Annotated in this window: 15 protein-coding genes; 4 read left to right on the top strand and 11 right to left on the bottom strand. The window is 62.2% G+C overall.

All coding sequences use genetic code 11. From position 1 onward, the window contains the following. Positions 1 to 87: 87 nt before the first annotated feature. Positions 88 to 1,833: a BCCT family transporter gene (locus QD208_RS14145; protein ID WP_279837197.1), complete on the bottom strand. Its 1,746-nt coding sequence runs from the start codon at positions 1,831 to 1,833 to the stop codon at positions 88 to 90. 637 nt (positions 1,834 to 2,470) lie between these two features. On the opposite strand from QD208_RS14145, the gene QD208_RS14140 reads away from it, so the two are divergent. From QD208_RS14140 to QD208_RS14125, 4 genes are all read left to right on the top strand, one after another. After that, positions 2,471 to 4,201: a thiamine pyrophosphate-dependent enzyme gene (locus tag QD208_RS14140; RefSeq protein WP_279837196.1), complete on the top strand. Its 1,731-nt coding sequence runs from the start codon at positions 2,471 to 2,473 to the stop codon at positions 4,199 to 4,201. A gap of 355 nt (positions 4,202 to 4,556) precedes the next feature. After that, positions 4,557 to 5,723, top strand: a complete 1,167-nt coding sequence (locus QD208_RS14135; protein ID WP_279837195.1) for a nucleotide sugar dehydrogenase — start codon at positions 4,557 to 4,559, stop codon at positions 5,721 to 5,723. 244 nt (positions 5,724 to 5,967) lie between these two features. Then, positions 5,968 to 7,305 carry an O-antigen ligase family protein gene (locus QD208_RS14130; protein WP_279837194.1) on the top strand — a complete coding sequence of 446 codons (1,338 nt, stop codon included), beginning with the start codon at positions 5,968 to 5,970 and terminating at the stop codon, positions 7,303 to 7,305. 208 nt (positions 7,306 to 7,513) lie between these two features. After that, a complete protein-coding gene (locus QD208_RS14125; protein WP_054557317.1) occupies positions 7,514 to 8,164 on the top strand; it encodes a DsbA family oxidoreductase in 651 nt (216 codons plus the stop codon). Between the two features lie 325 nt (positions 8,165 to 8,489). Here QD208_RS14125 and QD208_RS14120 read toward each other — a convergent pair whose 3' ends face one another. From QD208_RS14120 to QD208_RS14075, 10 genes are all read right to left on the bottom strand, one after another. Then, a complete protein-coding gene (locus QD208_RS14120) occupies positions 8,490 to 8,999 on the bottom strand; it encodes a glycine-rich domain-containing protein-like (RefSeq protein ID WP_279837193.1) in 510 nt (169 codons plus the stop codon). A gap of 2 nt (positions 9,000 to 9,001) precedes the next feature. Beyond that, a complete protein-coding gene (locus tag QD208_RS14115; protein WP_279837192.1) occupies positions 9,002 to 9,307 on the bottom strand; it encodes a hypothetical protein in 306 nt (101 codons plus the stop codon). 62 nt (positions 9,308 to 9,369) lie between these two features. Next, entirely contained in the window at positions 9,370 to 10,146 is a 777-nt protein-coding gene (locus QD208_RS14110) for a hypothetical protein (RefSeq protein ID WP_279837191.1), read from the bottom strand. Next, positions 10,133 to 10,492: a hypothetical protein gene (locus QD208_RS14105; protein WP_279837190.1), complete on the bottom strand. Its 360-nt coding sequence runs from the start codon at positions 10,490 to 10,492 to the stop codon at positions 10,133 to 10,135. Before QD208_RS14105 ends, QD208_RS14110 begins: the two co-directional genes overlap by 14 nt. Beyond that, a complete protein-coding gene (locus tag QD208_RS14100; protein ID WP_279837189.1) occupies positions 10,489 to 11,076 on the bottom strand; it encodes a hypothetical protein in 588 nt (195 codons plus the stop codon). Before QD208_RS14100 ends, QD208_RS14105 begins: the two co-directional genes overlap by 4 nt. Positions 11,077 to 11,497: 421 nt before the next feature. Further along, positions 11,498 to 12,832 carry an aminotransferase class I/II-fold pyridoxal phosphate-dependent enzyme gene (locus QD208_RS14095; RefSeq protein ID WP_279837219.1) on the bottom strand — a complete coding sequence of 445 codons (1,335 nt, stop codon included), beginning with the start codon at positions 12,830 to 12,832 and terminating at the stop codon, positions 11,498 to 11,500. Positions 12,833 to 13,143: 311 nt separating this feature from the next. After that, positions 13,144 to 21,363 (bottom strand): type I polyketide synthase, encoded by an 8,220-nt coding sequence (locus QD208_RS14090; RefSeq protein ID WP_279837188.1) that lies wholly within the window; start codon positions 21,361 to 21,363, stop codon positions 13,144 to 13,146. After that, entirely contained in the window at positions 21,360 to 23,081 is a 1,722-nt protein-coding gene (locus QD208_RS14085; protein WP_279837187.1) for an LTA synthase family protein, read from the bottom strand. Before QD208_RS14085 ends, QD208_RS14090 begins: the two co-directional genes overlap by 4 nt. Before the next feature lie 392 nt (positions 23,082 to 23,473). Beyond that, positions 23,474 to 24,358, bottom strand: coding sequence for an SDR family NAD(P)-dependent oxidoreductase (locus QD208_RS14080; RefSeq protein ID WP_279837186.1), 885 nt, complete (start codon positions 24,356 to 24,358; stop codon positions 23,474 to 23,476). A 132-nt stretch (positions 24,359 to 24,490) separates the two neighbouring features. Beyond that, positions 24,491 to 25,705 carry a capsular biosynthesis protein gene (locus tag QD208_RS14075; protein WP_279837185.1) on the bottom strand — a complete coding sequence of 405 codons (1,215 nt, stop codon included), beginning with the start codon at positions 25,703 to 25,705 and terminating at the stop codon, positions 24,491 to 24,493. Positions 25,706 to 25,895 lie beyond the last annotated feature (190 nt).

Here is a 25,895-nt window from a genome sequence, read left to right as displayed (position 1 = left end):
TCATTGGCGATCAATGGCGGTGTCGGTTCGTGCGCGTTGCGCTCGGGTGGCTTGCCTGCTCGAGGCGACGTGAGCCCGTCATGCCGCTCAGGTCGCGCCCGGGATGGGCTGGCTTCCCGACCCCGGGAGGGCGGGCGACGTTGGCGCGGGCGTACTAGCTGGCGTGGCGGACGTGACAGCACTCGGGGCTTCCGGCTCAGCGGCTTCGGCAGGCATCGGCTTTACCTGATGGGCCGGCTGCATGGCCGTCGCGGGCTGTTCATGGGTCGCCTTGAGCATGCGATAGACCGAGAACATGTAAGCGATGCTGACGAGGAAGAAGGGCGCGCCGACCACGATCGCCAGGCTCTTGATGGCGTTGAAGCCACCTGCGAGCTGGAAGACGATGCCGGTGACACCGATGATCACGCCCCACAGCAGGCGCATCAGGATCTTCGGGTTCTCGTTGCCATTGGAGACCTGCATGGCCGAGAAGAACGAGGCCGAATCCGAGGTGGTGACGGCGAAGACGACGATGTTGAACAGCACTGCGAGGCACAGCCACCAGCCGCCGGGCATGCTCTGCAGCAACAGGTAGATGCCTGATTCCGGATTGCCCTGCACGCTTTGCCACAGCGGCACGATCTGATTGACCTCGGCATAGCCGGCCGAGCCACCCCAGATGCTGAACCACACGATCGACAGCAGCATCGGCACCACCACCACGCCGAACACGAATTCGCGCAGGGTGCGGCCGCGGGAGATGCGCGCGATGAAACCGCCGCAGAAGGGGATGTAGGAGATGTACCAGAGCCAGTAGAAGATCATCCACCAGCCCACCCACTCGCGCTGTTCGAAGCTGCCCGCGTCGGTCCAGAACTGGTTGACGAATACCGAGCCGAAGTAGTCACCGAACTGCTGGGTGATCATGTTCAGCAGGTACTGCGCCGGGGCGTGACCGAAGGCCAGCAGCGCCAGCAGAATGGCGCCGGCCACGATCATGTTGAGCAGGCTGAGGTACTTGATGCCGCGCTCGATGCCGGTCGCCGCCGATGCCACATAGGCGATGATGATCACCAGCATCACCATGGCCTGACCGAAGGCGCCGAACTCGAGTCCGAACAGCACCTTCAAGGCATAGCTGATGGAGGTGACGCCCAGCCCGATCATGGTGGCATTGCCGCCGATGGTGCCGATCACGCCAAGCCCGTTGGCAAGCTTGCCCCACAGACTGCTGTTGCAGCGCTCCCCCAGAAGACCGTAGAGGCCGGTGGCGACCGTCAGCGGCTGCCCGAGGCGATAGGCCGGAAAGGCGATGGCCCAGGCGGCCACGGCAAACAGCGCCCAGCCATTCATGCCCCAGTCCATCAGGGTGTTGCGGATCGCGGTCGAGACCCCGGCCTGCTGGCCGACCTGATTGAGGTCCTGCACATGCGAGGAGGTGTAGAGGTGCGTCAATGGCTCGGCGACGCTGAAGAACACGAAGCCGATGCCCAGCCCGCAGCTGAAGATCATCGAGATCCACGCCACATAGCTGAACTCAGGGCGTGAATCATCCGGCCCCAGGCGGATGCCGCCGAAGGGGCTGAGCAACAGATAGAAGCTGAAGATCAGCGTCGCGGCGACCCCGAGCACGAAGCTCCAGCCGAAATTGAAGATCAGGAAGTCACGTATGCCGGACAACGCCGCGCCGGTCTGCTCCGGCGCCGCGAGGGCATAGATCATGATCAGGGTGTAGATGCTGAGGACGGGCCAGAACAGCCCCTTGTCGTAGTCGCCAAGCAGACCGGACGAGCGCGGAACGCCGTTGCTGCCAGCGCGCTCAGCCGCTGCGGGATTGCGTGTTGCTGTCACTGGGGTGCCTCCAGGAAGGGGCCCTGATGCTCCACGCCAGATCTCGTCAGACACCTGACAAGCCGACAGGAATATCGAGAGCAGATTTTATTGTTGTCATGGGAGCGGGGGCTGGGACGTCGCCATTCATCGAACCGGCTAGGTCCCCATCCATCGTCAGTGAATGCGCTGCAGCTGATACAGCACTCGATGAATCTTCACGCGTCACAAATGAAAATAGACGGCGAGTAAAATCGCGCAAGTGAAATTTTTCAGTATTTTTTCATTCATATGTAAATTGATTGTCTTCCGACATTAACTTCTTGAAATACAAAGAAAATAACGCCGATGCGCAGCCTGGCCCGATGGTGGCAGGCCAGCGTACAGAGGCGGGAGGGGGATAGAGAGCGGGGGGGAGAGGGGACTAGTGGTAGGAGCAGAGAGGGAGCAGGGATAAGAGTCGGGAGGTGAAAAAGGGGACAGTGTTCACGAACTGGCGATTCTCACCCAGGACGCAACGCCGTGTGCCAGCGTGAGTTTCGAGGCTGGCCATTGTTTTCCGCGGCTTGGACCCAAGGTCTTGTTCACTGTTTATTCGAATGAGTGAATGCATTGCTCATCCTGACCCGAAAGTTCACCGGAAAAGGAAAGCACCTCCATGGCACTAACCACATCTTCGTCAGCGTCCGTCTCCGAGATCATCGTCGATTCATTGCTTGAGGCCGGCGCCAAGCGTTGCTACGGCATCGTGGGTGACACCATCAACCACTTCACCGACGCCATTCGGCGCTCCGAGATGGAGTGGGTGCATGTGCGGCACGAGGAGGTGGCCGGTTTCGCGGCAGGGGGCGAGTCTTTCATCAGTGGCGAGCTTTCCTGCTGTGCCGGTACCTGTGGGCCGGGCAGCACGCACTTTCTGAATGGTCTGATCGAATCACATCGCAATGGTGCGCCGGTGGTGTTCATTGCCTCGCAGATCGATACCAGCGAGATGGGCGTCGGCTTCCCGCAGGATGTGGATCAGAAGGCGCTCTATTCCCAGTACAGCGTGTTCTGCGAGTACCTGACCAATCCCGAGAATGCCCGCCGCATGGTCGCCATTGCGGCGCAGAAGGCACTGGCGGAAGGCGGGGTCGCGGTGCTGATCGTGCCGGGGGATCTGTTCACTCAGAAGCCCAAGGGCTCGCTGCCGTGGCGTGCCCATCGCTTCGCCCCGGTGATTCGCCCCGGCGAGCAGGAGCTGGCCGCCGTCGCCGAGGCACTGAATGCGCCGGGCAAGGTCTCGATCTATGCCGGTATCGGCTGTCAGCACGCGCAGGAGGAAGTGCTGGCGCTGGCACGGCGGCTCAAGGCGCCAATAGCCTGGACGTCGCGCGCCAAGGACTTCATCGAGCCCGACAATGAGCTCGAGGTCGGCATGACCGGCGTGTTCGGGCTGCAGGGCGGCTACGAGGCCGTTGCGGAGTGTGACACCTTGCTGCTGCTCGGTTGCAGCTTCGCCTGGACCCAGTTCTATCCGGACAAGGCGACGGTGATCCAGGTCGATCTGGACCCCGGCAAGATCGGTATTCGCCACCCGGTGGATCTCGGGGTCGTCGGTAGCGTCAAGGACACCTGCGCGGCGCTGCTGACCCGCGTCGACCCGCGTGATGACAGCGCCTGGCTCGACAGCTGCCGCAAGAAGTATCTCGAGGCGCGAGACGATGCCGCCGTCACCTCCGATGACGAGCGCCTCATCCACCCGCAGGAGCTGACACTGGCGCTGGATCGCCACGCCAGCGAAGACGCCGTCTTCACCGCCGATGGCGGCAGCCCGATGGTCTGGTGCCTGCGTCATATTCGGGCCAACGGCAAGCGCCGCACGCTGCCGAGCCTGATGCACGGCACCATGGCCAATGCCTACCCTCAGGCCATCGGCATCCAGAAGGCCTACCCGCAGCGTCAGGTGATCGCCATGTGTGGCGATGGTGGTCTTGCCATGCTGATGGGGGACCTGCTGACTCTCAAGCAGGAGAAGATCCCGCTCAAGATCGTCATCTTCAACAACAGCACGCTGGGCTTCGTCGAGCTCGAGCAGAAAGTCGAGGGCATTCTCGATACCTACACCGAGCTCGAGAATCCCGACTTCTCGCTGCTGGCACAGTCGATGGGGCTGTGGGGGCGTCGCGTCGAGGAGAAGCACGAGCTGGATGAGGCGGTACAGAGCCTGCTGGCCCAGGACGGCCCCGGGGTGCTCGAGGTCAAGGTCAACCGCATGGAGCTGGTGATGCCGCCGCATGTGGAGGCCGGCCAGGTCGCCTCCACCGCGCTCTACTCCGCCAAGGCGGTGCTCAATGGGCGCATGGATGACGTAGTCGACCTGGTGCGCAACAACTTCACCAAGCGCTGAGCACATGACATTAGCCGGTAGCTTGTAAGCTGCTTAGTTGTTTCTGCGCAGCTGACACGAAAGAAGGCCCCGATCCTGTGGATCGGGGCCTTCTGTGTCTTTCTGTCGGGGGTATCGCTGGAATTTTTTGATACTTGGCTCCTTTCGTTGTTAACGGGGCACCTCGTGCTGCTCATATTAGAAATTTGCGTCGATTCGAGCTCAGGTTTGAAGTGCGGGTTATGGCTAAACAACGTTATCCTTTGTGGCCAGTATCCTTTTGACGACAGTCGGCTCTTGGTGTAGCCATCGCAATGCTTGAATTTTCGAGTGGGCGGATGTCAATTGATATATGAACGAATATAGGAATTATGGAATGAAAATTGCCATCGCAGGCACCGGCTATGTCGGCCTCTCCAACGCCATGCTGCTCGCACAGCATCATGAAGTGATCGCACTGGATATCGTGCCAGGCAAGGTGGAAGGGCTGAACCGTGGTGTCGCACCGATTGAAGACGCCGAGATTGACGAGTTTCTGGCGCGTGGGGACCTGAATTTCCGCGCTACCCTCGACAAGGAAGAGGCCTATCGTGGTGCCGATTTCGTGATCATCGCGACGCCGACGGATTACGATACCATTACCAACTACTTCAATACTTCCAGTGTGGAGTCGGTGATTCAGGATGTGCGCGACATCAATCCTGAGGCGGTGATGGTAATCAAGTCCACTGTCCCGGTGGGCTATACGGTAGAGGCGCGCGGGTGCTTCAATACCGAGAATCTGATCTTCTCGCCGGAGTTCCTGCGCGAAGGCAAGGCGCTGTACGACAATCTGCATCCGTCTCGCATCATCGTCGGTGAGCGCTCCGAGCGTGCCGAGGTGTTCGCTGGTCTGCTCAAGGAAGGCGCGATCAAGCAGGGTGTTGATGTGCTCTTCACTGACAGCACTGAGGCGGAAGCCATCAAGCTGTTTGCCAATACCTATCTGGCAATGCGCGTTGCCTACTTCAATGAGCTGGATACCTACGCCGAGTCACATGGCCTGGATGCCAAGCAGATCATCGAAGGTGTGGGACTGGACCCGCGCATCGGGCAGCATTACCACAACCCGTCATTCGGGTATGGGGGCTACTGTCTGCCGAAGGATACCAAGCAGTTGTTGGCCAATTATCAGGAAGTGCCCAACAACATGATCCAGGCCATTGTCGATGCCAACACCACGCGCAAGGATTTCATTGCGGAATCCGTGCTCAAGCGCAATCCGCAGGTGGTGGGGGTATATCGCCTGGTGATGAAGTCCGGCTCTGACAACTTCCGCGCCAGTGCCATGCAGGGTGTGATGAAGCGCATCAAGGCCAAGGGCGTGGAAGTGGTGGTATACGAGCCGGTGCTGGAAGAAGACACCTTCTTCGGTTCACGCGTCATGCGTGATCTCGAGGCATTCAAGCAGGAAGCGGATGTCATCCTGAGTAATCGCATGGCGGAAGAGCTCGCTGATGTGGTCGACAAGGTCTACACCCGCGATCTGTTCGGCAACGATTGATACTGTGTTCTGGCTTGCCAACGAAAACGCCGCATCCTCGTGATGCGGCGTTTTCGTATGGGTTCACAGGTACGGGGGTAGAGGGAGCAGGTGATGACTTTCATGCTGCGCGCCTGATGCCAAGGAGGAGGGCAGTTGTGTCAGGCTACCCCGCTCATCAAGCTCACGATGGCGCTTTGCCGTATTCGGTTGAGTTGCCCGTATCGCCATTTACATCGTCATCATTGGATCAGGAAGGCCAGGTATGCCGCCATTCGCTTCTGTTGCGAGCTCGGATTCGTCCGGTGTTTCCCCGTATTTTTCTCCCATGATCTCGCGCGCCGTTTCCTGCAATGTCTTCCTGTTCGGCTTGCTCAGCCTGGTGATGCCTTCTGGCTATAGCTTGGGACCGGCGTTGCTGGTGTTGATCAGTGGCTATTGCTTGCTGCGAGAGCCGCGCGCGCTGTTGGGGGCCGCCCACAAGGAAGACCTGGCAGTGATCGGCGTGGTGGCAGGCCTCGCGGCCCTGTTGCTGGTGAGCATCTTGCTGCAGGGGGATGCATGGCAGACGACAGGCGTGCCGATTCGTCTGTTGCTGGCTGTGCCGGTGCTGTTGCTGGTGTTGTCGTGCCCCCCCTCGCTTGGGGCCATGTGGGGAGGGTTGATCCTCGGCAGTGTGCTGACCGGCAGCTGGGCGATGTGGCAGAAGCTGGTGTGGGGTGTGCATCGTGCGGGTGGCTTCACCAATACCATCAACTTCGGCGATATCTGCATGTTGATGGGGCTGATGTGTCTGGCAGGCCTTGGCTGGGCGATGAGTCAGGTGGGAGCTCGGCGGCGCTATTGGTTGCTGGCGCTGTTGATCGGCGGTGCGTTCGGCATCATCGGCTCCTTGATGTCGGGGACGCGCGGCGGTTGGATCGGCTTCCCGTTTGCCGCCTGGGTGCTGTATCGCAGTTATGGTGAGGTGATCTCGCGGCGTGTGTTGCGGCTGGGCGTCTTCATGTGTGCCGGGGTGATCGCCCTGATGGTGATGACGCCGGCGACCGGTATCCAGCAACGTGTCGAAGCCGGCGTCTCGGATGTCACGAAGTATGTGGAGGACCGTAATGCCGGCACCTCGGCGGGGGCGCGCCTCGAGATGTGGCGGGGCGCCTTGTTGATGATTGCCGAGCAGCCGTGGCTGGGCAGGGGCGAGACCGGTTACGCCGAGGCGCGTGATGCGATGATCGAACAGGGCGAGCTGAGCCGCCATGTGCAGCCGTATGAGCATCCCCATAACGAGTTTCTCGATGCGTGGGTCAAGCGCGGGGTGTTGGGGCTGCTTGCGTTGCTGGCCCTCTATCTAGTGCCGCTGCGCCTCTTCTATCGTCGCCTGGACAGCGATGACCTGACATTGCGCTCACTGGCTGTCGCCGGGGTACTGCTGCCGCTGACCTTCCTCGACTTCGGGATGACCTGGGTGATGTTCTCCCAGGCCAGCGGCGTGATGGTCTACGCCTACTGGCTGGCGATCGTCTGGGGCACGCTGCGCGCCCATGAGCGTCGCCTTGAGGCAGCGTCGCCCGCTGCTTGTTATAAAGCCCAAGCCAAGCATGGCTGATCGGGATGTCTGCATGGAATGTCAGACCTGAAGAGGCGACAGCGTTCAGCGCATGACGCTCTCGAGGTTCAGCGCTTGGCACTTCGGAACTCTGGAGAGGCTTTGACCTGAGCACGCACGGGGTCTACAGTACGCGCAAATTTGAGCAGTCGCTCACGAATATTGACGAGCGGTGAGGCGTGTTGCCTCGCCGCTCAGGAGAATGGATATGCAAGACAAGCTCAAGATCGACATCGTCTCCGATGTGGTGTGCCCGTGGTGCATCATTGGCTACAAACGCCTCGAGAGTGCCATTCAGTCACTGGGCCTGGAAGACAAGGTCGAGATCGAATGGCAGCCCTTCGAGCTGAACCCGGACATGCCGGCCCATGGCGAGAACCTGCGCGCGCACTCTGAACGCAAGTATGGCACCACGCCCAAGGGCAGTGTCGAGGCGCGCCAGAACCTCGCCAATCTGGCGGCTGAGGAAGGGCTGGTCTTCAACTACTTCGACGACATGCGCATGGTCAATACCTTCGAGCTGCACGTACTGCTCGAGTACGCCGCCGAGCAAGGCATGCAGCATGACCTGATGATGCAGTTCTTCGCGGACTTCTTCACGCTGCAGAAGGACATGTCGGACCGCGCCGTGATGGCGGACTCGCTGGCAGCGGTCGGGCTGGATGCCACGGAAGGGCTTGCGCAACTCGATGACGCCGAGGCACGTGAGCAGGTGGTCCAGCATGAGAACCACTGGAAGCAGATGGGGATCTCCAGCGTGCCGACCTTCGTCTTCAACCGCCGCAGTGCCCTCAGCGGTGCTCAGCCCAAGGAAGTGTTCGAGCAGGTGCTGAGCGAGCTGATGGCTGAGCAGTCTTGAGTCACTGATACCTGGCTCCGCCACTGATTCCTGTCGTGATAAAAAACGCGGCCCCGCTGAAAAGCAGGGCCGCGTTTTCGTTGTGGGGTGTGTCAGTCACTCAGAAGAGCACAGACACCCCCATCAAGAGCGCTTGGGTGGATTGTTGCCACGACCACCGCCTGAACGATTGCCGGTCGTGCTCGGCAGATTCGGCGCTTTCGGAGCCGGGGTTTTGTGTGCAGGGGATTTGGATGTAGTGGCTTGAGTCTTGGTAGTGTTTTTCATTGTCTTGGGTCTCTTTGTATCGATTGTTTGAAATAACTTTGAGTCGGCTGCCGGTCTATTACTGACAAGCTCCAGGGCCACCGCGACAGGCGCATGCGGATGGGACGTGACACTTATGGTCGCCACCACAACGCATGGCCTGTGACTCAGCGCCGCCGCCCGGATAGGCGCCAAAGTGCTTTTCATACAGCGCTACCGTCTGTGCAAAGGCATCCTTCAATTGCTGGTAGTCGTCTTCACCGTAGATGCCGAAGTAGGGGTAGTGGTCAATGAAGCGACCGAATACCTGGTGGCAGTCTTCGCGGTAAGCACGCGTGTCCAGGATGTGCGCATGCCATAAGGCATCGACTTCCTTGCTGGGCACGAGCGAGACAGCAGGGTAGAAGGCCTTGAGTGACAGGAAGCGGCGATACTCACGCTCCGCCTTGTCCCAGGACTCAACTGACATTTCGGCTTCGCTGGAGGCCGTGTACTTGTGCTTCAGACGAGCAAAGTCGAGACGGCTGACATTCATGTCCAGTCCGTGGCGATCCACGAGGGGTTGGTTCAGAGAAACGATGGCATTCATGATCAAGACTCCTGTGAGGGGTGATTGCAGAACTTGATGTCCCGCCTTCGTTTCATCTCACGATCGAAACTCTGACGACTGATCAAGGCACAGGGCTCATAGCCATTGGCGGTCAGCTGATAGAGCAGGCGCCAGGCATGGCCGATCTTGAAGCGCAGATAGCCTTTGCGGCAGCGCAGGCGTTTTCCGCCAAGTGATCGGTAGGGCGTGCCATTGGCCATGGCCTGATCTATCTGGATGGCCTTGGACTGGTAACATCTGCTGACCTCATGGGGACAGCGGGCGAGGATGGTATCGATGGTTGGCATGACTGGCTCCGTCTTGGTTGACGAAACCAGTATTTATTTGTGGATTCCACAACCCGCATGCTTCAGACATCTTTTTTGCGGAAGGTGTCCAGCAGTTCGTCGAAGGAGGTCGCATCCTCGTATCGTCGGATGATCAGCTTGCGATATTTCGCCAGGACCTCGTTGTCCGTCTCGATCGGGAGCGCTTGTTGATAGGCCTTTTCGAGATCACCACTCAAGTAGGCGGCCATCATGCTGTCCCCCTGGGAGAGGGCCGCCGTCTGCGCGGCCAGCCCCTTGAGTACGTTTCCCTGTAGATGGCCCAGTCCCATCTGCGGCAATGCATCGGCGAAGGGGTTGGGCAGTTCCTCCGTCTTCAGGTCGGCATCTGGCAAACGTTCCAGCAAGTGAATCAATTCCTGGCGCAACAGGCCCAGGCCCGCCAGGGATTGCCGTTCGAAGAACAGCTCACGTGCCCACTCGACCAGCTCGGTGCGTATCTTTTCCTGCTCAAGGAGCTGAATGACGACCTTGGGCTCACCGAAGATCCCCTGTAGCAGGATGGCGTTCCAGAGCAGCGTGATATCGCCTGGGTGGATTCGCACTCGGTTCCGGCTGTCACAGCCGTGACCGAGCGGTGTGTAATCCAGACGCAGGTGTTGCGTCTTGCTGCGATCAGGTCTGCGAGAGACATCATCCTTGTGCTTGAGGGAGGGGCTCAGTGCACTGACAAGCGTCTTGATGGAGTTCAAGAGTTTGCCGTGCCGACTGAGAGGCTTGCTCAACCCCACCTTGCGGCAGAGCAAGTCCTCGTACACAGAAGATATTTCGCGCCAGTTACCCTTGTCAGCTTCGCTCACAAGAGTACTCCAGCAATTCATTGAGCGAGATGCGCTTGCTGTAATCGACTGACATGTCCGCTACCTTTTGTGCCTGCGTGAACCAGTCACTGGAATAACACCTGTCATGGCGACGGTACTCATCCAGTACGCCCATGCAGTAGCCGGCCTGCAGGGCCTCTGACACGCTTGTCGTGACGCCAGCCAGGAGATTCTTCTCGTCCCTTTTGGCATAGATTCCGACCAGCTCGTGACAACTCTGGATCAAGCGCTCCGAGTGGTCTCTGGCCTGAGCGGTTGGTGCCAGTGTGAATGCCAGCGTGACAAGTAAGGCGCAAGACGTGTATTTGCTGAATATGGACTTCACAGTGTGGGCTCCTTGAATGTATCACTCGTGGCAGGTTCTGCTTTTTCGGGGGCGCGTGTGTCCCCTTGCGCTTGTGGCTCATTCGTTGTCATGGCGCGCCGATTTGCAGTAGGTGCTGATAGGTAGAGTGCCACCAGCAGGCTGGCATAAGTTGCCAATTTTACGAGCGGATCATCATCCAGAAGATAATTCTTTGGGAGATCTTCGTATTCTGACTGCCAGAGAAATATTTCACACAGGCCAATCACGACCAGCTCCACTACTGTCAGAATTCCGAGGGAAATCAGCAAGCGACTGGCTCCCTTCCAGAACCCCGTCGAGAAATGCTGGCAGTAATTGACATGCCGCCACAGAAGCAAGCCAAGCAGTGCCATGAACGCCCATTCGAGTAGCGAAATATCTGCCAGGCCTTCACCGTATTCAAAGATGGCAAAGGGTAGCAAAGCCAGGATCATCAGGCCGATCAGCCAGAGCATGCCAGTCTTGATAGCATTCAATACCTGACAGAGAAATCGTGAGAAACCAGTGTCGATTTTCCCTGTCAGGGAGAGACTTGTTGATTGTGACATCTTGCGTACATCCATGTAATTGCCGCGTGTATTGGTACTTCATGGGGATGAGTCGGAAACTCCGTTGTCCTGGACAGTCATGTATCAACGCTGATTTGTAAGCTCTGTATAGATAATGTCGAGGAGTCATGGCAGGAATCGTAATGATCATCTCGACCTGAATATACAGTATGTCGTAATCCGGTGCGGAATTATTTTGTTTGTCTTGGACAATAGTGGCATTCATCCCAAGATCGTTCTTTGCATTAGCGAGCAACGGAATCAGTCCGTCCATGGGAGGCGAACCAAGTTCGTATTACTTCACCAGTCCCACATTTAGATAATGCATTAAAGTTTAGGGATATAGCAGGCTCAGCAGGTTTACATGCGTATAAACGACACAGCCCCGCTGAAAAGCGGGGCTGTGTCGTTTATGGAGCATCGAATAGCTGGGGAGTTAGAGCCCCGCCTTGATATTGCTCAGTTGCTGCATGAGCGTGTCGAGGACGGCGTCGACCTGCGCTTCGGTGTGCTCGCAGGAGAGGAAGAAGCGCAGTCGCGCGCTCTTCTCCGGCACGGCGGGGTGCAGGATGGGTTGGACATTGAAGCCGGCCTCGAACAGCTGGTTGGAGAGGCGCGCGGCCACCAGGGAGCTGCCCAGAATCACCGGTACGACGGCAACGCCCAGGCTGTCGCCGACATCGAGCCCCAGTGCGCGGGCGCGCTTGAGGAAGTAGCCGGAGACGGCGTGCAAACGCGCGATACGCTGTCTGGCATCGTCGCCCTGGAGCAGTTCGAGAATCTTCAGCGACGGGGCGGCGACCTGGGCCGGCATGCCCACCGAGTAGAGGAAGCCCGGCGCGAAGTAGCGCAGCATGCTGACCAGCTCCTTGCAGCCGGCGATATAGCCACCGCAGCCGGACAGCGTCTTGCTCATCGTGCCCATCCAGATATCGACGTCACGCGCAGCGATGTCGTAATGCTCCCTCAGGCCGAGACCGCGCTCGCCGAGCACGCCGAAGGAGTGGGCTTCATCGACCATCAGCCAGCAGCGGTACTTCTGCTTGAGAGCGATCAGGCGCGGCAGGTCCGGTACATCGCCGTCCATGCTGTAGAGGCCTTCGGTGACGATCAGCACGCGCTCGAACTTGCCCCGCTGGGCACGCAACAGCGCCTCCAGCGCGTCCGGGTCATTGTGCGCGAAGGGCATGCGCCGGGCGCCGGAGAGCTGGGCGCCGACCAGCGAGCTGTTGTGGATCCACTCGTCATGCAGGATCAAGTCCTTCGGGCCGAGCAGATAGCCCAGCGTGGAGACATTGGTGGCGTGGCCACTGACGAAGACCACCGCATCCTCGACGTCGTAGGTACGCGCGACGGCGGCTTCCAGCTGCTGGTGGATCGGACGTTCGCCGGAAACCGCGCGTGAGGCCGACACCGAGGTGCCATAGTGCGCGGCAGCGTCTGCAGCCGCCTTGACCACTTCCGGATGGCGCGAGTAGTCGAGGTAGTTGTAGCTGGCGAAGTTGACCAGCTCACGCCCCTCGATACGCGTCGTGGCACCGGCACAGCCTTCATGCACGCGGAAGAAGGGCTCCGGCACGCCAAAGGCGGCACCGGCCTGCTGCATCATGCTGAGCTGCTGATAGCCGGGTTGGCGATCGAAGCGCACGAAATCGTCGCTGATCTGAAGCGGTTCAGCGCTCTTGTGGGCGAAGATATCCTCATCATTCGACTGCGTATTGGCCGGGCGAGTGCGGCGCGCACGCGCCTTGTCGAGCAGTTGCTGCTTCATGTCACTGGCGGATGAACCTGGGGAATTGCGGGTTGCCAAGAGTCGATTTCCTTACACGTGTGATGCTGACCCAAAAACGGGCGAAAGAGCCTTGGCTCTCCGCCCGTCGGGTATCTTCAAGCTGATCGTGTGCGCTGACGAGGCATGGGCCTTGGCGAGAGCGGGGACTGCTGTCAGGGCCCGATCTGGCGATGTCCGTCTGCCTGTCATTGTTGCGCGAATGGGTCGACGTTACGCCAAGATGGCGCATGGCACCAGCCCACACCTGCCATTCGGCATCATGGCGTGGGCTGGGTACCGGGTGGAGGTGGCTACTTGCTCACCATCTCTCCCCGCTCTGTCATGGTCGCCGTCTCGCCGCCATGCTGCTTCACCAGCTGCGCCATGGCCTGGTCTTCGGAATTGCTTTCGGCCTCTTCGCCGTCGGCATTGCCCATCTTGTGCATCAGGCGCTCCGCGAGTCGCCACAGGGTGGCGGCTTCACTGATCATCATCACCGGAATGCTGATGCCTAGGCGTGCCTCGACCGCCGTCATCAGTTCGACCCCCATCAGCGAGTCGAAGCCCATGTCGTAGACGCTCTTGTTGACGTCGATGGCGCTGGCGTCGATCAACAGAATCTTGCTCAGCTCGCCCTTGAGAATCTCGACGATGGCGGTCTGCAGCGCTTCGCCGCTCAAGCCCGCCAGTGCCGCGGCAATATCATCCTGCTGCGCCTGGCTGTTGTCATCCTCACCGGCGCGGCGGGCGATTTCCTCGAAGCGGGGCGTGGCGGCGGTCGGCAGGAAGCGTGCAAGCGCGCCCCAGTCCAGTTCCAGCACGCCCAGTGAGCGACCCGGCAGGCCGAGTGCCTGGGCGTGCTGATCTGCATTGATCATCTCGCCGAGACAGGCCAGCGCGTGGTCTGCCATCAGCGCATCACCGCCGAGGCGATTCTTGAGTGCTTCGCGGGTCTTCTCGTTGCGTGCCAGGAAGCCGGCATCCTCGATCGCGCCCCAGCGTGCGCAGGTGGCGGGCAGGCCACGCGCACGACGGTTGGCGGCGAGCCCTTCCAGCCAGTGGTTGGCCGCCACGTAGACGCTCTGCCCCGGGTTCCCGAACAGGGTGGTGGCCGAGGAGTAGAGCACGAAGAAGTCCAGCGCATGCCCGGCACTCAGGCGATCCAGCAGGCGCGCGCCTTCCAGCTTCGGCGTCATCACGCGCTGGATGCGCTCGGCATCGAGATGGCGAATCAGCGCATCATCGATCACCGCGGCGGCATGGATGATGCCCTTGAGCGGTGCGATGCCACCGCCGTCAGCGGACTTGCCGAAGCGTGCGAACACCTTTGATAACGCGGCGTCATCGGCGACATCACAGGCCAGCGCATGCACGTTCACGCCCCGGGCCTCGAGACGCGCGACGCCTTGCTGGGCTTCTTCACTGGCCGCGCCGGAGCGCCCGAGCAGGACCAGCTCGCGCGCGCCCATCGCGGCCAACCACTCGGCGCTGCGCAGGCCAAAGCCGCCCAGACCACCAGTGACCAGATAGCTGCCCGCCGGGTCGACCGTCAGTGTCTTTGCATTGGCCGCTAGTGCGTCGGAACGAGAGGGCACTGCACTAGCTGTCTGCTCAGCGGCGTGTTCGGCGACGCGCTGAGTGACGACGACCTTGCCGATCTGGCGGGCCTGCTGCATGTAGCGGAAGGCCTCGACCACCTGACTGGCATCGAAGGTGGTGTAGGGCAGCGGCGCCAGGGTGCCGTCCTCGAACAGCGCCATCATCTCGCGGAACAGACGCGTGGTCAGGCCCGGGCATTCCTTCATCAGCTGATCGGAATCGATGCCGAAATAGCTCAAGTTGTTGCGGAACGGGCGCAGCCCCATCGGGGTGTTCTCGTAGAAGTCGCGCTTGCCCAGCTCACAGAAGCGCCCGAACGGCTTGAGCACGCGCAGATTCTGGGCGATGGCTTCACCGGCCAGCGAATTGAGCACCACATCGACACCACGCGCATCCACGGACGGATCCCGCTGCTGACGTGCGGCAAGATCGGCCAGGATATCCTCAGCGAAGCCATGGCTGCGCGAGTCATAGACGTTGTCGATGCCCATCAGCGCGAGGAAGTCACGCTTGGCCGGCGAGCCGACGGTGGCGAACACCTCGGCGCCCAGCCACTCGGCGATCTGCAATGCTGCGATGCCCACGCCGCCGGCGGCGCCGTGAATCAGTACCTTCTCGCCTTCTTCCAGCCGTGCCAGATGCTTGAGCGCGTAGTAGACGGTGAAGAAGGTGGTCGGGATGGTCGCCGCGGCTTCCAGGCTGACGCCGTGGGGCACATGGGCCAGCGCCGTGTCGGCAATCACCAGACGGTCGGAGAAGCTGGCGGGGCCGAAGCCGACCACGCGCTCGCCAACCTTGAATTCGGCATTGGCGCCGGCCTGAGTGACGATGCCGGAGAACTCGAGTCCCAGGCTCGGGCCGGAGAAGCCGTGTTCGATGGCTTCATCCGACAGCAGGCCGAGGGTGTACATGACATCGCGGAAGTTGAGGCCGGTCGCCTCGACACGCACTTCCACTTCGCCGGCTGCCACGGCGGGCAGAATGCGAGGCTGCCATTCCAGATTGCGCAATTGACCGGGCTGGCTGAAGCCGAGGCTGACGGCGTGGCGCTGAGCGCCCGGGGCCTGCAAGCGGGCATTCTCTGCGCCAGTGGTCTGCTGAGGCGCCGCCATCTGACGCAGGCGTGTCGCGAAGCGTGCGCCAGTGGCATCCAGCACCACTTCCTGTTCGTGATCCGGCGCTTCGAGTTCCTGCACCAGCGCGCCCATCAAGGCAGGCATGCTGACGGCATCGTGCTCAAGCGTAGGTGTATCCAGCAGGCGGATGGCCAGCGACTGGCTCTCATTGGCCAGACTGCGCGCAAAGCCCCAGCTGGCTGCATCCGCCGGTGGAGTCGCTACGGGGGCGTCGCTTGTCTGCCACAGCGTCGCCACGTCATGTGTCAGCACCCATAGGGTCGGGGCGAGGCGGCTATCGTCTTGCTCCTGGGCGCTGTCAAAGGCCTGGGCGACCTGTGTCAGCAGCTGTTGGCGTGTGCACTGGAGGGCGTTGGTGCTGTCCGTATCATTCTGCTCAGTTGTCGCCGCCGCGCTGGGCAGCGCGATCAGGTGATCAACGTCGCCAAGCTGCTCGATCAATGCGGAGACGTTGGCTGGAAGAGTGGCTGACAGGCGCTGATGGCTGACCTGATGACCACGCGCGGTCAGTGAGTCGCTCAAGCGCGTCAGCAGTGCCTGATCCGCCGGTGCCTGCGGGCTATCCAGCAGCGCGATGGAGAGCGTGGCGGCTTGGCTTGCCACTGCTTCGCCTTCCACTGATTCACTCTCGATTGATTCACCTGCCGCCGTCTGGCCTTCAGCGGTTTTCGTAAGAGGGGCAAGCGGTGCCTGAGCCGCAAGCGGTGCCTGAGCGGCAAGCGTCGCGGACAGCCACCAGGCGCCTGATGTTTGATCGCTGGCCAGGCTATCGCTGGCCAGGCTATCGCTGGCAGGCGCTGGTGACTCGATGTCGAGGCCCAGCTGGGTCAAGAGGCGCTGCCATTGCGCGATGCCCGGATGACTGCGCAGCTGCTCACCATCATCGAGGGCCAGAATCGGCCCGGCCCAGGCCGCCGGTTCACAGCCACACAGCAGCAGCTGCGCGCCGGGGGCCAGACGGGCGATCAGCGCTGTCAGCAGCTCGCGCGCCTGTGACGGTGCCTCGAAGTCCAGATGCACGATGGCGAGCTGCGTCTTGCGGGGCGTGGCGGTGTCCTGGAAGGCCTCGCCCGCGATCACGTCGATCAGCGGCAAGTCATCCTGCAGGCGATTGGCTTCACTGAGGGCACCGGCACTGGCGGCCACGAAGCGGTAATCCAGCGCTGAGTAGCGACCATTGCGTGCATCCGCCTCGCGCAGTGTCGTGAGACGCTGGCCCAGCCAGGGGCCGCCGGCACCCAGCTCCAGCACATCGAGGCGCTTGCCGGCAGGCAGTGTGGCAAGCGCGCTGCTGATGCGTTGATCGAGCTGTGCGCTCAACCACTGCCAGCCGGCATTGCCGACCGCCGTCTTGAGCAGCGTCGGGATCAGCGGCTGGCGCAGATGCTCCAGTGCGGCACTGGCGTCCGTCGAGAGCAGCGCCTCGCGATCTGCCACCACTTCATCAGCGGTGCCGTCCAACTGAGTCCTTTCTGACTGAGCCCCTTCTAACTGAGTCCCGCCCAACGGCATGCCGCGATTGAGCCATTCATCCAGGTGCAGGTGCAGGCGACCGGCGGCATGCGTCAACGGGAACTGGCCCGGGTAGTCGCGTACCAGCAGCTGCCAGATGTCATTGGCGGCGGGCAGATCCAGCGAGTTGATCTGCCAGTCGCCGCTATCGAGTGCTTCCGTCAGGCCTTGTGACTCGGCCCAGTCGAGCAGGGCACGGCTGAACAGCGGACAACGGCGCTGCCAGCGCGACAGTGCCTCGTGATCCAGATGGGCCAGCTCCGGGTCACCCGGCGCGGCGTGACGCAGCAGGGTCTCGTGGACGCTGGCGAGCATCAGGCTGTCGAGCAGCGGCTCCAGCTCATCGCGGAAGCATTGGCTGTCGGCCAGCAGCGCCTGTGCGCTGGCGGCGGTCGCGTCGCTCTCACCAACATTCTCATCACCTACGTCACCACCATCGGCAGCCTCTGTGGCCTGCATGGCGTCATTCACCAGGCCTGCGAGATCCAGCGCCGGCGAGGACGGCTGAGTGAGCGGGTGCGGGGCGGCAGTCAGTTCGATATCCAGATAATCCAGATGCGCCGTGCCATCACGTCCCAGGCGTACGGCGCGGAAGCGGGCCTCTTCGGCAACCGCCACGGCGCGGCCTTCGGCATCGAACAGCTCGAAGTCGGCACATAGGGAGTGCGGGCCACGCGAGCGCAGCACGACACGCGCGGTGACGATCTGCGAGGCGCGTACCTGCTCACGCACCTGCAGGCGACCGACACGCACCGGCACGAAGGCCATGCCATTGCTGGCCGCCATCTGGCCCTTGAGCACGCCCAGCAGCGGAATGAACAGCTGGAAGGCGCTATCGAGCACGCCGGGGTGCAGGTGGAAGTCGGCGTCCTGGCTGGCCATTTCCTCGGTCAGCGAGAAACGGGCCAGCACCTGCGGACGCGCAGTGCCCGGTGCGTGGTGGTCGGCGCCCGCGTCGACCCAGATCTGCTCGGCGGCGCGGAAGTGCGGGCCGTAATGCAGGCCGAGTTGCGCGGCAGCCGCCACGTGCTCATCGCGGCCGAAATCGGCGGCGCGAGTGGGCATGATCGGGGCGGCTCGCTCCAGCAGGCGTCCACGCGTGGCGGTGAAGGCGCGCGCCACGGCGTGCAGATTCCACTTGTCGGCATCTTCCGCGCGTGTCTCACGACTCTCCAGACGCATGGCGCCATTGGCGCTGTCCAGCGACAGGCGGGTCAGACGCAGCGTGCTGTCATCGAGCAGCAGCGGGGCGCGAATCTCGAAGTCTTCCAGATCCAGCACGTCGGGCAGGCTGTCCGCATCGGCGCTGGCGGCCTGCCATTCGTGGGCGGCGGCCAGGCATTGCTCCAGATAGCCGGCGCCCGGGAAGACGGAACTCTCGCCGACCTGGTGATCGGCCAGCCACGCGACCTTCTGGGTGTCGAGCTGGGCTTCCCAGGTCAGGCGTTGCTGGGCGAGACGATAGCCGAGCAGCGGATGAACGTAATGACGATCCAGCAGACGCTGGCTTTCGCTGGTGGTCTGGATCCAGCACGGGATGCGTTGCCACGGGTAGCTTGGCAGCTCGATGAACTGACCGGCGACCGGGAACAGGCCGGTGATGTCGACGGCGCCGGAGAGCAGTACGCGACCGCGCAGGTGCTCCAGGGCATCTAGCCCGGCATGGCGACGGTCGAGACTGGCGAGCACCTGGCCGGCGGGCGCCTCGTCACTGCGCGCCTTGAGGATGTCGTTCAGGTAGCTGCGCAGGATCGGGTGTGCGCCGATCTCGACCAGCAGGCGATGTCGGCCGAGGGCAGCGTTCTCTTCCGCGTCGGAGTGCCAGTTGACCAGTGAGGTGACGGCGGCCTCGAACATGACCGGCTGACGGATGTTCTCCCACCAGTAGCGTGCATCCAGCTGCTCGCCGGCAATGACGCTGCCGGTGACGGTGGAGATGAACGGGGTATGGGTGGCGCGGGGCGTCAGGCCGTCGAGGGACTCGAGCAGGCCGGGCTTGATCGGGTCCATCGCCGGGCTGTGGAAGGCGTAATCCAGTCCCAGTACTCGCGCGAAGGTGCCCTGGGCGGAGAGCTCCTTGCTCAGCGCTTCCAGCAGCTCACGCTCGCCGGCCAGGGTGGTGCCGCGCGGGCCATTGATGCCAGCCAGTGACAGCGATGCCCATTGCGGCTGCTCCAGCCATTCGCGCATTTCGCACTCGCCGAGGCCGACGGCCATCATCGCGCCGGTGCCACGGGTGCGCCCCTGGTGATAGCTGCGCTGGAAGATGACGCGGGTGGCCTGTTCGAGCGTCAGCGCGCCACTGGCCCAGGCGGCAGCGACTTCACCGACACTGTGGCCGGTGACGGCAGCAGGGCGGATACCGCGCTCGATCAGCCACTCGGTGACCGCGACCTGCAGCGCGAACAGCGTCGGCTGGGCGATCTCGGTGGCGTCCAGGCGGTTCTCGCCTTTCTCGCTCAGGCTGCCGTCCAGCTCCTTGAGCAGCTCGAAGCCATTGAAGTCGCGGAAGGCGGCGTCGAGGCGCTCCAGGCAGGCGCGCACGCTGGCGGATTCTTCCAGCAGGGCACGGCCCATGCCGGCCCACTGGCAGCCATTGCCGGAGTACACGAACACCGGGCCGCGCTCCTGCTGCACGCTGCTGAGGGCGTTTGCGCCATGGCGCGGCGAAGCACCATTGTCGCTGGCGCTCGGCAATGCCGGCAGACGGTCCACCAGGGTGATACGCGGATGGTCACCGAGATCTCCCTCGCTGCCGAGGGTGTCGAGGTCCTCAAGCAGGGTGGTGAAGGTATCTGCGCTGAGCAGGGCGCCATGCACATGGTGCTCGCGGCGGGCGGCCAGCTGCCAGGCGAGATCGTAGAGGATTGGCGCCATGTCGTGGGCGGCGAGCTCACGCAGGTGCTCGGCCAGCTCCAGTGCGGATTGCTTGAGCGCCTGTGGGGAGCGGGCACTCAGCCGCAGCGGCGGCGTCTGTTCACCTTCAGTGTGCGGTTGCGCTACCGACTGTTCGGGAGCACTTTCCAGCAGCACGTGGGCATTGGCACCACCGAAGCCGAAGGAGTTGACGCCGACTACCAGACGCCCGTCCGCCTTGAGCTTGCGCGGCTGGGTGACGATATCCAGATTCCACTCGTCGCTACGAATCTTCGGATTCAGGCGCTGGATCTTGATCGTCGCGGGCACTTCACGGTGCGCGATCACGCCGAGTGCCTTGGCCAGGCCTGCCACGCCAGAGGCGGTTTCCAGGTGGCCCATGTTGCTCTTGATCGAGCCGATCGGCAGCGGGCTGGAGCGCTTCTGGCCGATGGCGGCGCCGATGGCGCGGGTTTCCAGCGGGTCACCGACCGCGGTGCCGGTACCATGGGCCTCAAGATAGTCGATATCGTCCGGCCTGATGCCGGCCTGCTCGCAGGCCTGTTCCATCAGCTGGATCTGCGCCGACGGGTTGGGCACGGTCAGGCCGGACTTGTAGCCATCGGTATTGACCACGGAAGAGGCCACCACGGCGAGAATGCGATCGCCATCGGCGATGGCCTGGTCGAGATCCTTGAGCAGGAAGACGCCGCCGCCTTCGGAGCGCGCATAGCCGTCGCCGGCCTCATCGAATACCTGACAGCGGCCGGTCTTCGACAGCATCGTGGCCTTGGAGAAGATCAGGAAGCCGTACGGATGCAGGTGCAGGCTGATGCCGCCGGTCAGCGCCATGTCGGTCTCGCCGCTTCGGATCGACTGGCAGGCCTGGTGGAAGGCGACCATTGAAGAAGAGCAGGCGGTATCCAGCGACAGGCTCGGGCCGTGCAGGTCGAAGGCATACGACAGGCGGTTGGAGGCCACGCTGGAGGTATTGCCGGTCGCGGTATTCGGGCCGATGGCGCTGAGGTCATCCGCCATGCGATAGGAATAATCCAGGCTCGCGATGCCCATGAAGACGCCACAGCGTGAGCCGCGCATCTTCTCGGCCGGGATACCGGCGTGCTCGATGGCTTCCCAGCTCATCTCCAGCAGCATGCGTTGCTGAGGGTCCATGCTGGCGGCTTCGCGCGGGCTGATGCCGAAGAAGGCCGGGTCAAAGCCGGTGATGTCGCCCAGTGAACCTGCGGCGAAGCTGTAGCTCATGCCCGGGGCTTTCTTGTCCGGGTGCGAGAGAGACTCCTTGCTCCAGCGGTCGTCGGCGACTTCGGTCACCATGTCCTTGCCGGCCAGGAGGTCGTCCCACAGGGTGGCCTGAGTGGTGCCGGGGAAACGGCTGGCTGCGCCGATGATGGCAACGCGTCGGGTCATGACAAGCTCCTGAACTTCTGAGTCACGGCACTGTGGCGAGCATGTTTCGCGGTCGCCTTCAGCAGCGCACTTCCTAATGTATCGATATTGATGACGCGCGGGTCGCCCTTGCGGCATTGCTCGTCAGTCTTGAAGGGCCCTTCGCAGTCGAGGGCCCACTCCATCAGCTCCGGATCCTTGTCGCGCACGGCCGCCATGGTCTGGCGGGCGGTGTCGTCGGACTCCGGCAGGGCGCTGGACCAGATGAAGCTGTCGGTCACGCCATTGGGCTCGCCCAGGGTCGCATAGACCTCGGGCATGATCGGCACATGGTCTCCATAGAAACACAGCAGCCCGCCGCGCGGCAGTCGCGCCAGCGCGGTGGTGAGCTGATCGATCATCGCGTCGGCATTCACCAGATGACGCAGATAGATGCCCAGTTCCTGACAGTTCTCCGACAGGTCTCCGTCGTACCACTCCGGCAGACGTGCGCTGTCGAAGGTTTCCAGGTGCAGCGGGCCGTGATTCTCCATGGTGATCACCTGGATGAACAACGGCGTATCGCCGGCTTCCAGCAGACAGTCTTCGACCTTGGCCGCCACGGCGGCATCGCTGATGTACTGGCCACTCCTGTCGGCATCGCTGAAGTGGGCGATGTCGAGGAATTCATCGAAACCGAGCTGTTTCAGCACCTGATTGCGCAGGTAGAAGGTGCCGGGATAGGGATGGATGCACAGCGTGCGATAGCCCATTGCCTTGTAGTTGGCGGCCAGATTGGGCACGGCGCGACGCGCCAGCTGATGGTAGGGGTTGAACTGGTGCACGCCGAGCTCTTCGGCGGTCAGGCCCGTCAGGAAGGCGGTTTCGGTGCGCACGGTATTGGCGCCCCACGCCGGCACGGCCAGACGACCACACGGCAGCCCCTGGGCCAGTGCGGTGAAGTGGCAGCGGTCCAGGTTCGGCAGCAGGTCGTCACGTACCCGGGGATAGACGCGGCGAGCATCGAAGAAGGATTCGCTCTGCACGCTGACCACATGGGGCAGTGCCTTGGTGGCATCCTCGTCATCGAGTTCGCGCAAGGTGGCCTCGAGTTCGCGCTGTGCCTCCTCCAACGGATTGCGCAGCGGCGTCAGCGGGCGACGCGCCAGCCGCGCATAGGCCAGCAGGTAGGCCACCATGCCCAGCTCGCTCAGGTCGAACTCGGGCACCAGCATTACCTTGCTGGTCAGACGGTTGCCCAGGGCGTAGACCAGGACGCTCGCGCCGATCAGTACGCTGATCAACGGCACCAGCCACACAGCGGCGTTGCCTGAGTAGGCGGCGGAGAAGCCCAGCGCGGGCTCTAGCCAGAGTCCCAGACCGATCGCCAGCGCCCCGGCCGAGGTCGCGGCGATGGTCAGCCCGATGCCGAAGAAGGGGATGTACAGGCGCGGGTGCTTGATGGCGTCGGTGAAGTACTCGAAGTCCTGGCTGAGGAAGGGTTCGCGCAGCGACACGTACTTGGTGTGGCTGACCTGAAGCACCACCAGCCACAGCGCATTGACGACGATCAGCGAGAACCAGGGGCGCTGGGTGATCAAGGTGCACAGTGACCAGCTGGCGCACCAGTACCCGACATGTGCCAGCCTGGCGCTGACGGGGCGACGCCAGAATGCGGCTGGCGGTGTCGTCATCTGTTTCAGCAGCAGATGCTCAAGCCCCAGCGTCAACCCGAGGCCGACCAGCAGTGGCCCGGCCATGAAAGACACAAACGCAATGACAAACTCCATGTAATGCCGACCTCGTTAGCCTCTGCCGTCGCAGGGGCTGTGTAGTGTCCGGTCGAGTACTCGACCCTGATCAAGATCCATGGCGGCCAGGGGTGTGACAAGTCGGCCCCTCGCCGCAGTATTTTCAGGCGCTCTGGTGTCCAGATCCTGATCGTTCCTGCGTGTTCAACTGTCGATATGGCGTTCCCGCCACTGTCTTCCTTATCAATCCTGCACGATGTACCCCAGTGGCAGGTGATGGGGTATTACGCTAACTCATTGTCATGACAATGGAAAAACGCTGAGCCATCGCCTGCTGCGCATGGCGGGCCGGCTCACGGTTCACGGCTTAGGTTCACGGTTCACGAAGACGCAAGCCCCGATCAATGAGTGTAATTGAACCACCCGAGCAGGCGCTGGGAGATTCCGGCGGGCAGGACACTCAACCACCAGCACCCGAAGTTGAGCGGGAAGGGGAAGCTGATACGCGCCCGGTTACGCGCTGCCCCCTTGAGGATGCGGCGTGCGGCCTTCTCGGGGGGCATCTCGAAGGGCTTGGGCCCCGGCATGGCCTCGCACATCGGCGAGGTGACATAGCCGGGCATGACGACGGTGACACCCACGCCATGGGGTTTGAGCCAGCTGCGCAGGCCTTCGCCATACGCCTTGACCGCCGCCTTGCTGCCGCTGTAGCTGGGCGTCAATGCCAGGCCATGCCAGGCCGCGAGGGAACTGAGCAGTACCAGCTGACCACTGCCGCGCTGCTTCATCGCCATGGCCAGATGGTGAGCCATGCCCAGCGTGCCGATCACATTGGTCTGCAGCAGGCGGCGTGAATCCTCCCAGCGCTCTCCGTTGCCCTGGGGGCCGATATCGGTGTTCATGCCGGCATTGGCGATGGCGATGTCCGGCACGCCGCGCGCGCAGACTTCATCCAGCCAGGTGAACAGGGTCTCTTCATCACACAGGTTGAGTACCGTGCATTCCACCTCGGCGCCCAGCTTGCGGCAGTCGTTGGCGATCGCATCGAGCTTGCGCTGCTTGCGGCCGGTGAGAATCAGCGTGGTGCCCGTCTCGGCGTAGGCGCGTGCCAGGGCGCCGCCGATCTCGCCCGTGGCACCGGTGATCAGGACGCGTCGCAGGCGGCTGGCATCCTGGGCGGCTTTCGCACTGGCGTCGCTCTCTGCAGGCCGGCTATCCGCTCGGTGAGTGCCAGCGTCGCGTTCAGCGTCGGTAGGCTCTGGCTGCTGGGGGGGCATGGCCGTCATCTTTGGTCTCCTTGAATCCCGACACCGAAGGTCGGCAGTTCCCTTGCGTTTCTCGTTATGGTCGGGTGAGAGAGGCTGCCATCGTTGGCGTGTCTCACCGTTGTTGCGTGGTCCAGCAGTCTTTTTGCATGTTCAGCAGCGGCTCAGCATGTTCTCCAGCGGCGAGCGTTCGGCGCACAGTATCTTGGACGCGCCCAACACGGCCAGTTGCATGCCCGGCTTGCAGTAGAAGCCGCCATTGAGCTGCACGGTATGAATCACCGTATTGCGGAAATGTCGGAAGAGCGTGGTGTCGGGGCGCTGGCCCTGGGTCCAGAAATCGTGCAGCGAGCCCTGGAAGGTCAGGCCAGGCAAGTTGAAGATCGGATCGCCCATGCAGAAGGTCGGGCAGCGATACTGCAGTGCCACGTTGCCGGTCGTGCTGTTGACCGTGATCATGCCCTTGGCCTGCTGCAGCAGCTTCTCCAGATTGCCGCTCTCCAGATAGACGATACGCCCGATCAGGTCGTAGCGGCGCTCCAATGAGCGAATCAGCCCCGGGTAATCCACCAGCCCCATGTCGAGGGGATGGTTCTTGATCACCAGGCGTGCCCCGCGTGGCGCATTCAGGGCGAAGCTCTTCATCACCCGCTGAATGACTTCCTGCATGTTGGCGAAGCGCGAGTGGTGGCGTATCTGGGTATCGGTATTCAGCTGCAGCGGCAGCATGTAGTAGGGCGCGCCACTGCCCATCAGCTGATCGATACGCTTGGCGTCACGCCGTTTGTACCAGCGCATCAAGGGCAGTCGTGTCGCATAGCCCGCGTATTCCTGCACGGCGTGAATGCTGTGCGGGCGGTAGCGCGGGAACAGCAGCGGATTGGCCGCGCCCGCCAGGTGGTAGGTGATGTCATGGCGCGCGCGCTCACTGAAAGGCGCCTTGAAACGCTGCGGCGTGGGGGCATCTTCGAGGTGTCTGCCTGCCTCACGGAACCAGTCAGGGTCGCGTGGCAGCAGGGAGTGGCCATTGACGCCTTCGCGCTCCAGCGTCACCCAATAGGGACGGAAGTAGCCCTCCTCGAATACGTGGGTACGGATGCCGAGATATTCCGCCTTGAGCACGGCATCACGATGTACCGGGCGTCGGTCGCCGAACAGCACCTGATCGGTGACGTGATGCTTGCGCCAGAGTTCGGCGATCCAGTCGCCGAGGTCCTCGAGCTTGCCGCGATAGGCATACGCCTTGTCGTGGCGCCAGTAGAAGCTGTCGCCGCTGTTGAAGTTGACCTTGATGACCTCATGGCCATCCTGCTTGAGCTTTTTCGCCAGATGCAGGAAGAAGGGCGAGCACACCCCCTGCAGCAACATGAAGACGCGCCGGCGGCCGCCTCCCGGTCGGATGTGAGCAGAGGGTGGCTGCCCCGGAGTGTGCAATTCAGCACCACGCGAGACGTCGGGCTGAACTGGCGGTCGTGTCAGGACGGCATCATCCGACATCTTGAGCTGGCGCAGTTTTTCGATCGCGCTAGCCACGGAAGTTGTCGGTGAGAGGCCTTGT

It is taken from the genome of Cobetia sp. 29-18-1 (genome assembly GCF_029846405.1).
In the GTDB taxonomy this organism is placed as follows: domain Bacteria; phylum Pseudomonadota; class Gammaproteobacteria; order Pseudomonadales; family Halomonadaceae; genus Cobetia; species Cobetia amphilecti.
Note: the sequence above shows the minus strand (reverse complement) of the source record. Positions and strands in the feature narration are given on the sequence as shown.

Coding starts and splice junctions, on each gene's coding strand:
- QD208_RS14080 (WP_279837186.1), bottom strand. CDS start 24,358: ATGACGGCCATGCCCCCCCAGCAGCCAGAGCCTACCGACGCTGAACGC.
- QD208_RS14085 (WP_279837187.1), bottom strand. CDS start 23,081: ATGGCCGGGCCACTGCTGGTCGGCCTCGGGTTGACGCTGGGGCTTGAG.
- QD208_RS14125 (WP_054557317.1), top strand. CDS start 7,514: ATGCAAGACAAGCTCAAGATCGACATCGTCTCCGATGTGGTGTGCCCG.
- QD208_RS14075 (WP_279837185.1), bottom strand. CDS start 25,705: ATGTTGCTGCAGGGGGTGTGCTCGCCCTTCTTCCTGCATCTGGCGAAA.
- QD208_RS14120 (WP_279837193.1), bottom strand. CDS start 8,999: ATGAATGCCATCGTTTCTCTGAACCAACCCCTCGTGGATCGCCACGGA.
- QD208_RS14115 (WP_279837192.1), bottom strand. CDS start 9,307: ATGCCAACCATCGATACCATCCTCGCCCGCTGTCCCCATGAGGTCAGC.
- QD208_RS14095 (WP_279837219.1), bottom strand. CDS start 12,832: ATGAAGCAGCAACTGCTCGACAAGGCGCGTGCGCGCCGCACTCGCCCG.
- QD208_RS14135 (WP_279837195.1), top strand. CDS start 4,557: ATGAAAATTGCCATCGCAGGCACCGGCTATGTCGGCCTCTCCAACGCC.
- QD208_RS14090 (WP_279837188.1), bottom strand. CDS start 21,363: ATGACCCGACGCGTTGCCATCATCGGCGCAGCCAGCCGTTTCCCCGGC.
- QD208_RS14140 (WP_279837196.1), top strand. CDS start 2,471: ATGGCACTAACCACATCTTCGTCAGCGTCCGTCTCCGAGATCATCGTC.
- QD208_RS14100 (WP_279837189.1), bottom strand. CDS start 11,076: ATGGATGTACGCAAGATGTCACAATCAACAAGTCTCTCCCTGACAGGG.
- QD208_RS14130 (WP_279837194.1), top strand. CDS start 5,968: ATGCCGCCATTCGCTTCTGTTGCGAGCTCGGATTCGTCCGGTGTTTCC.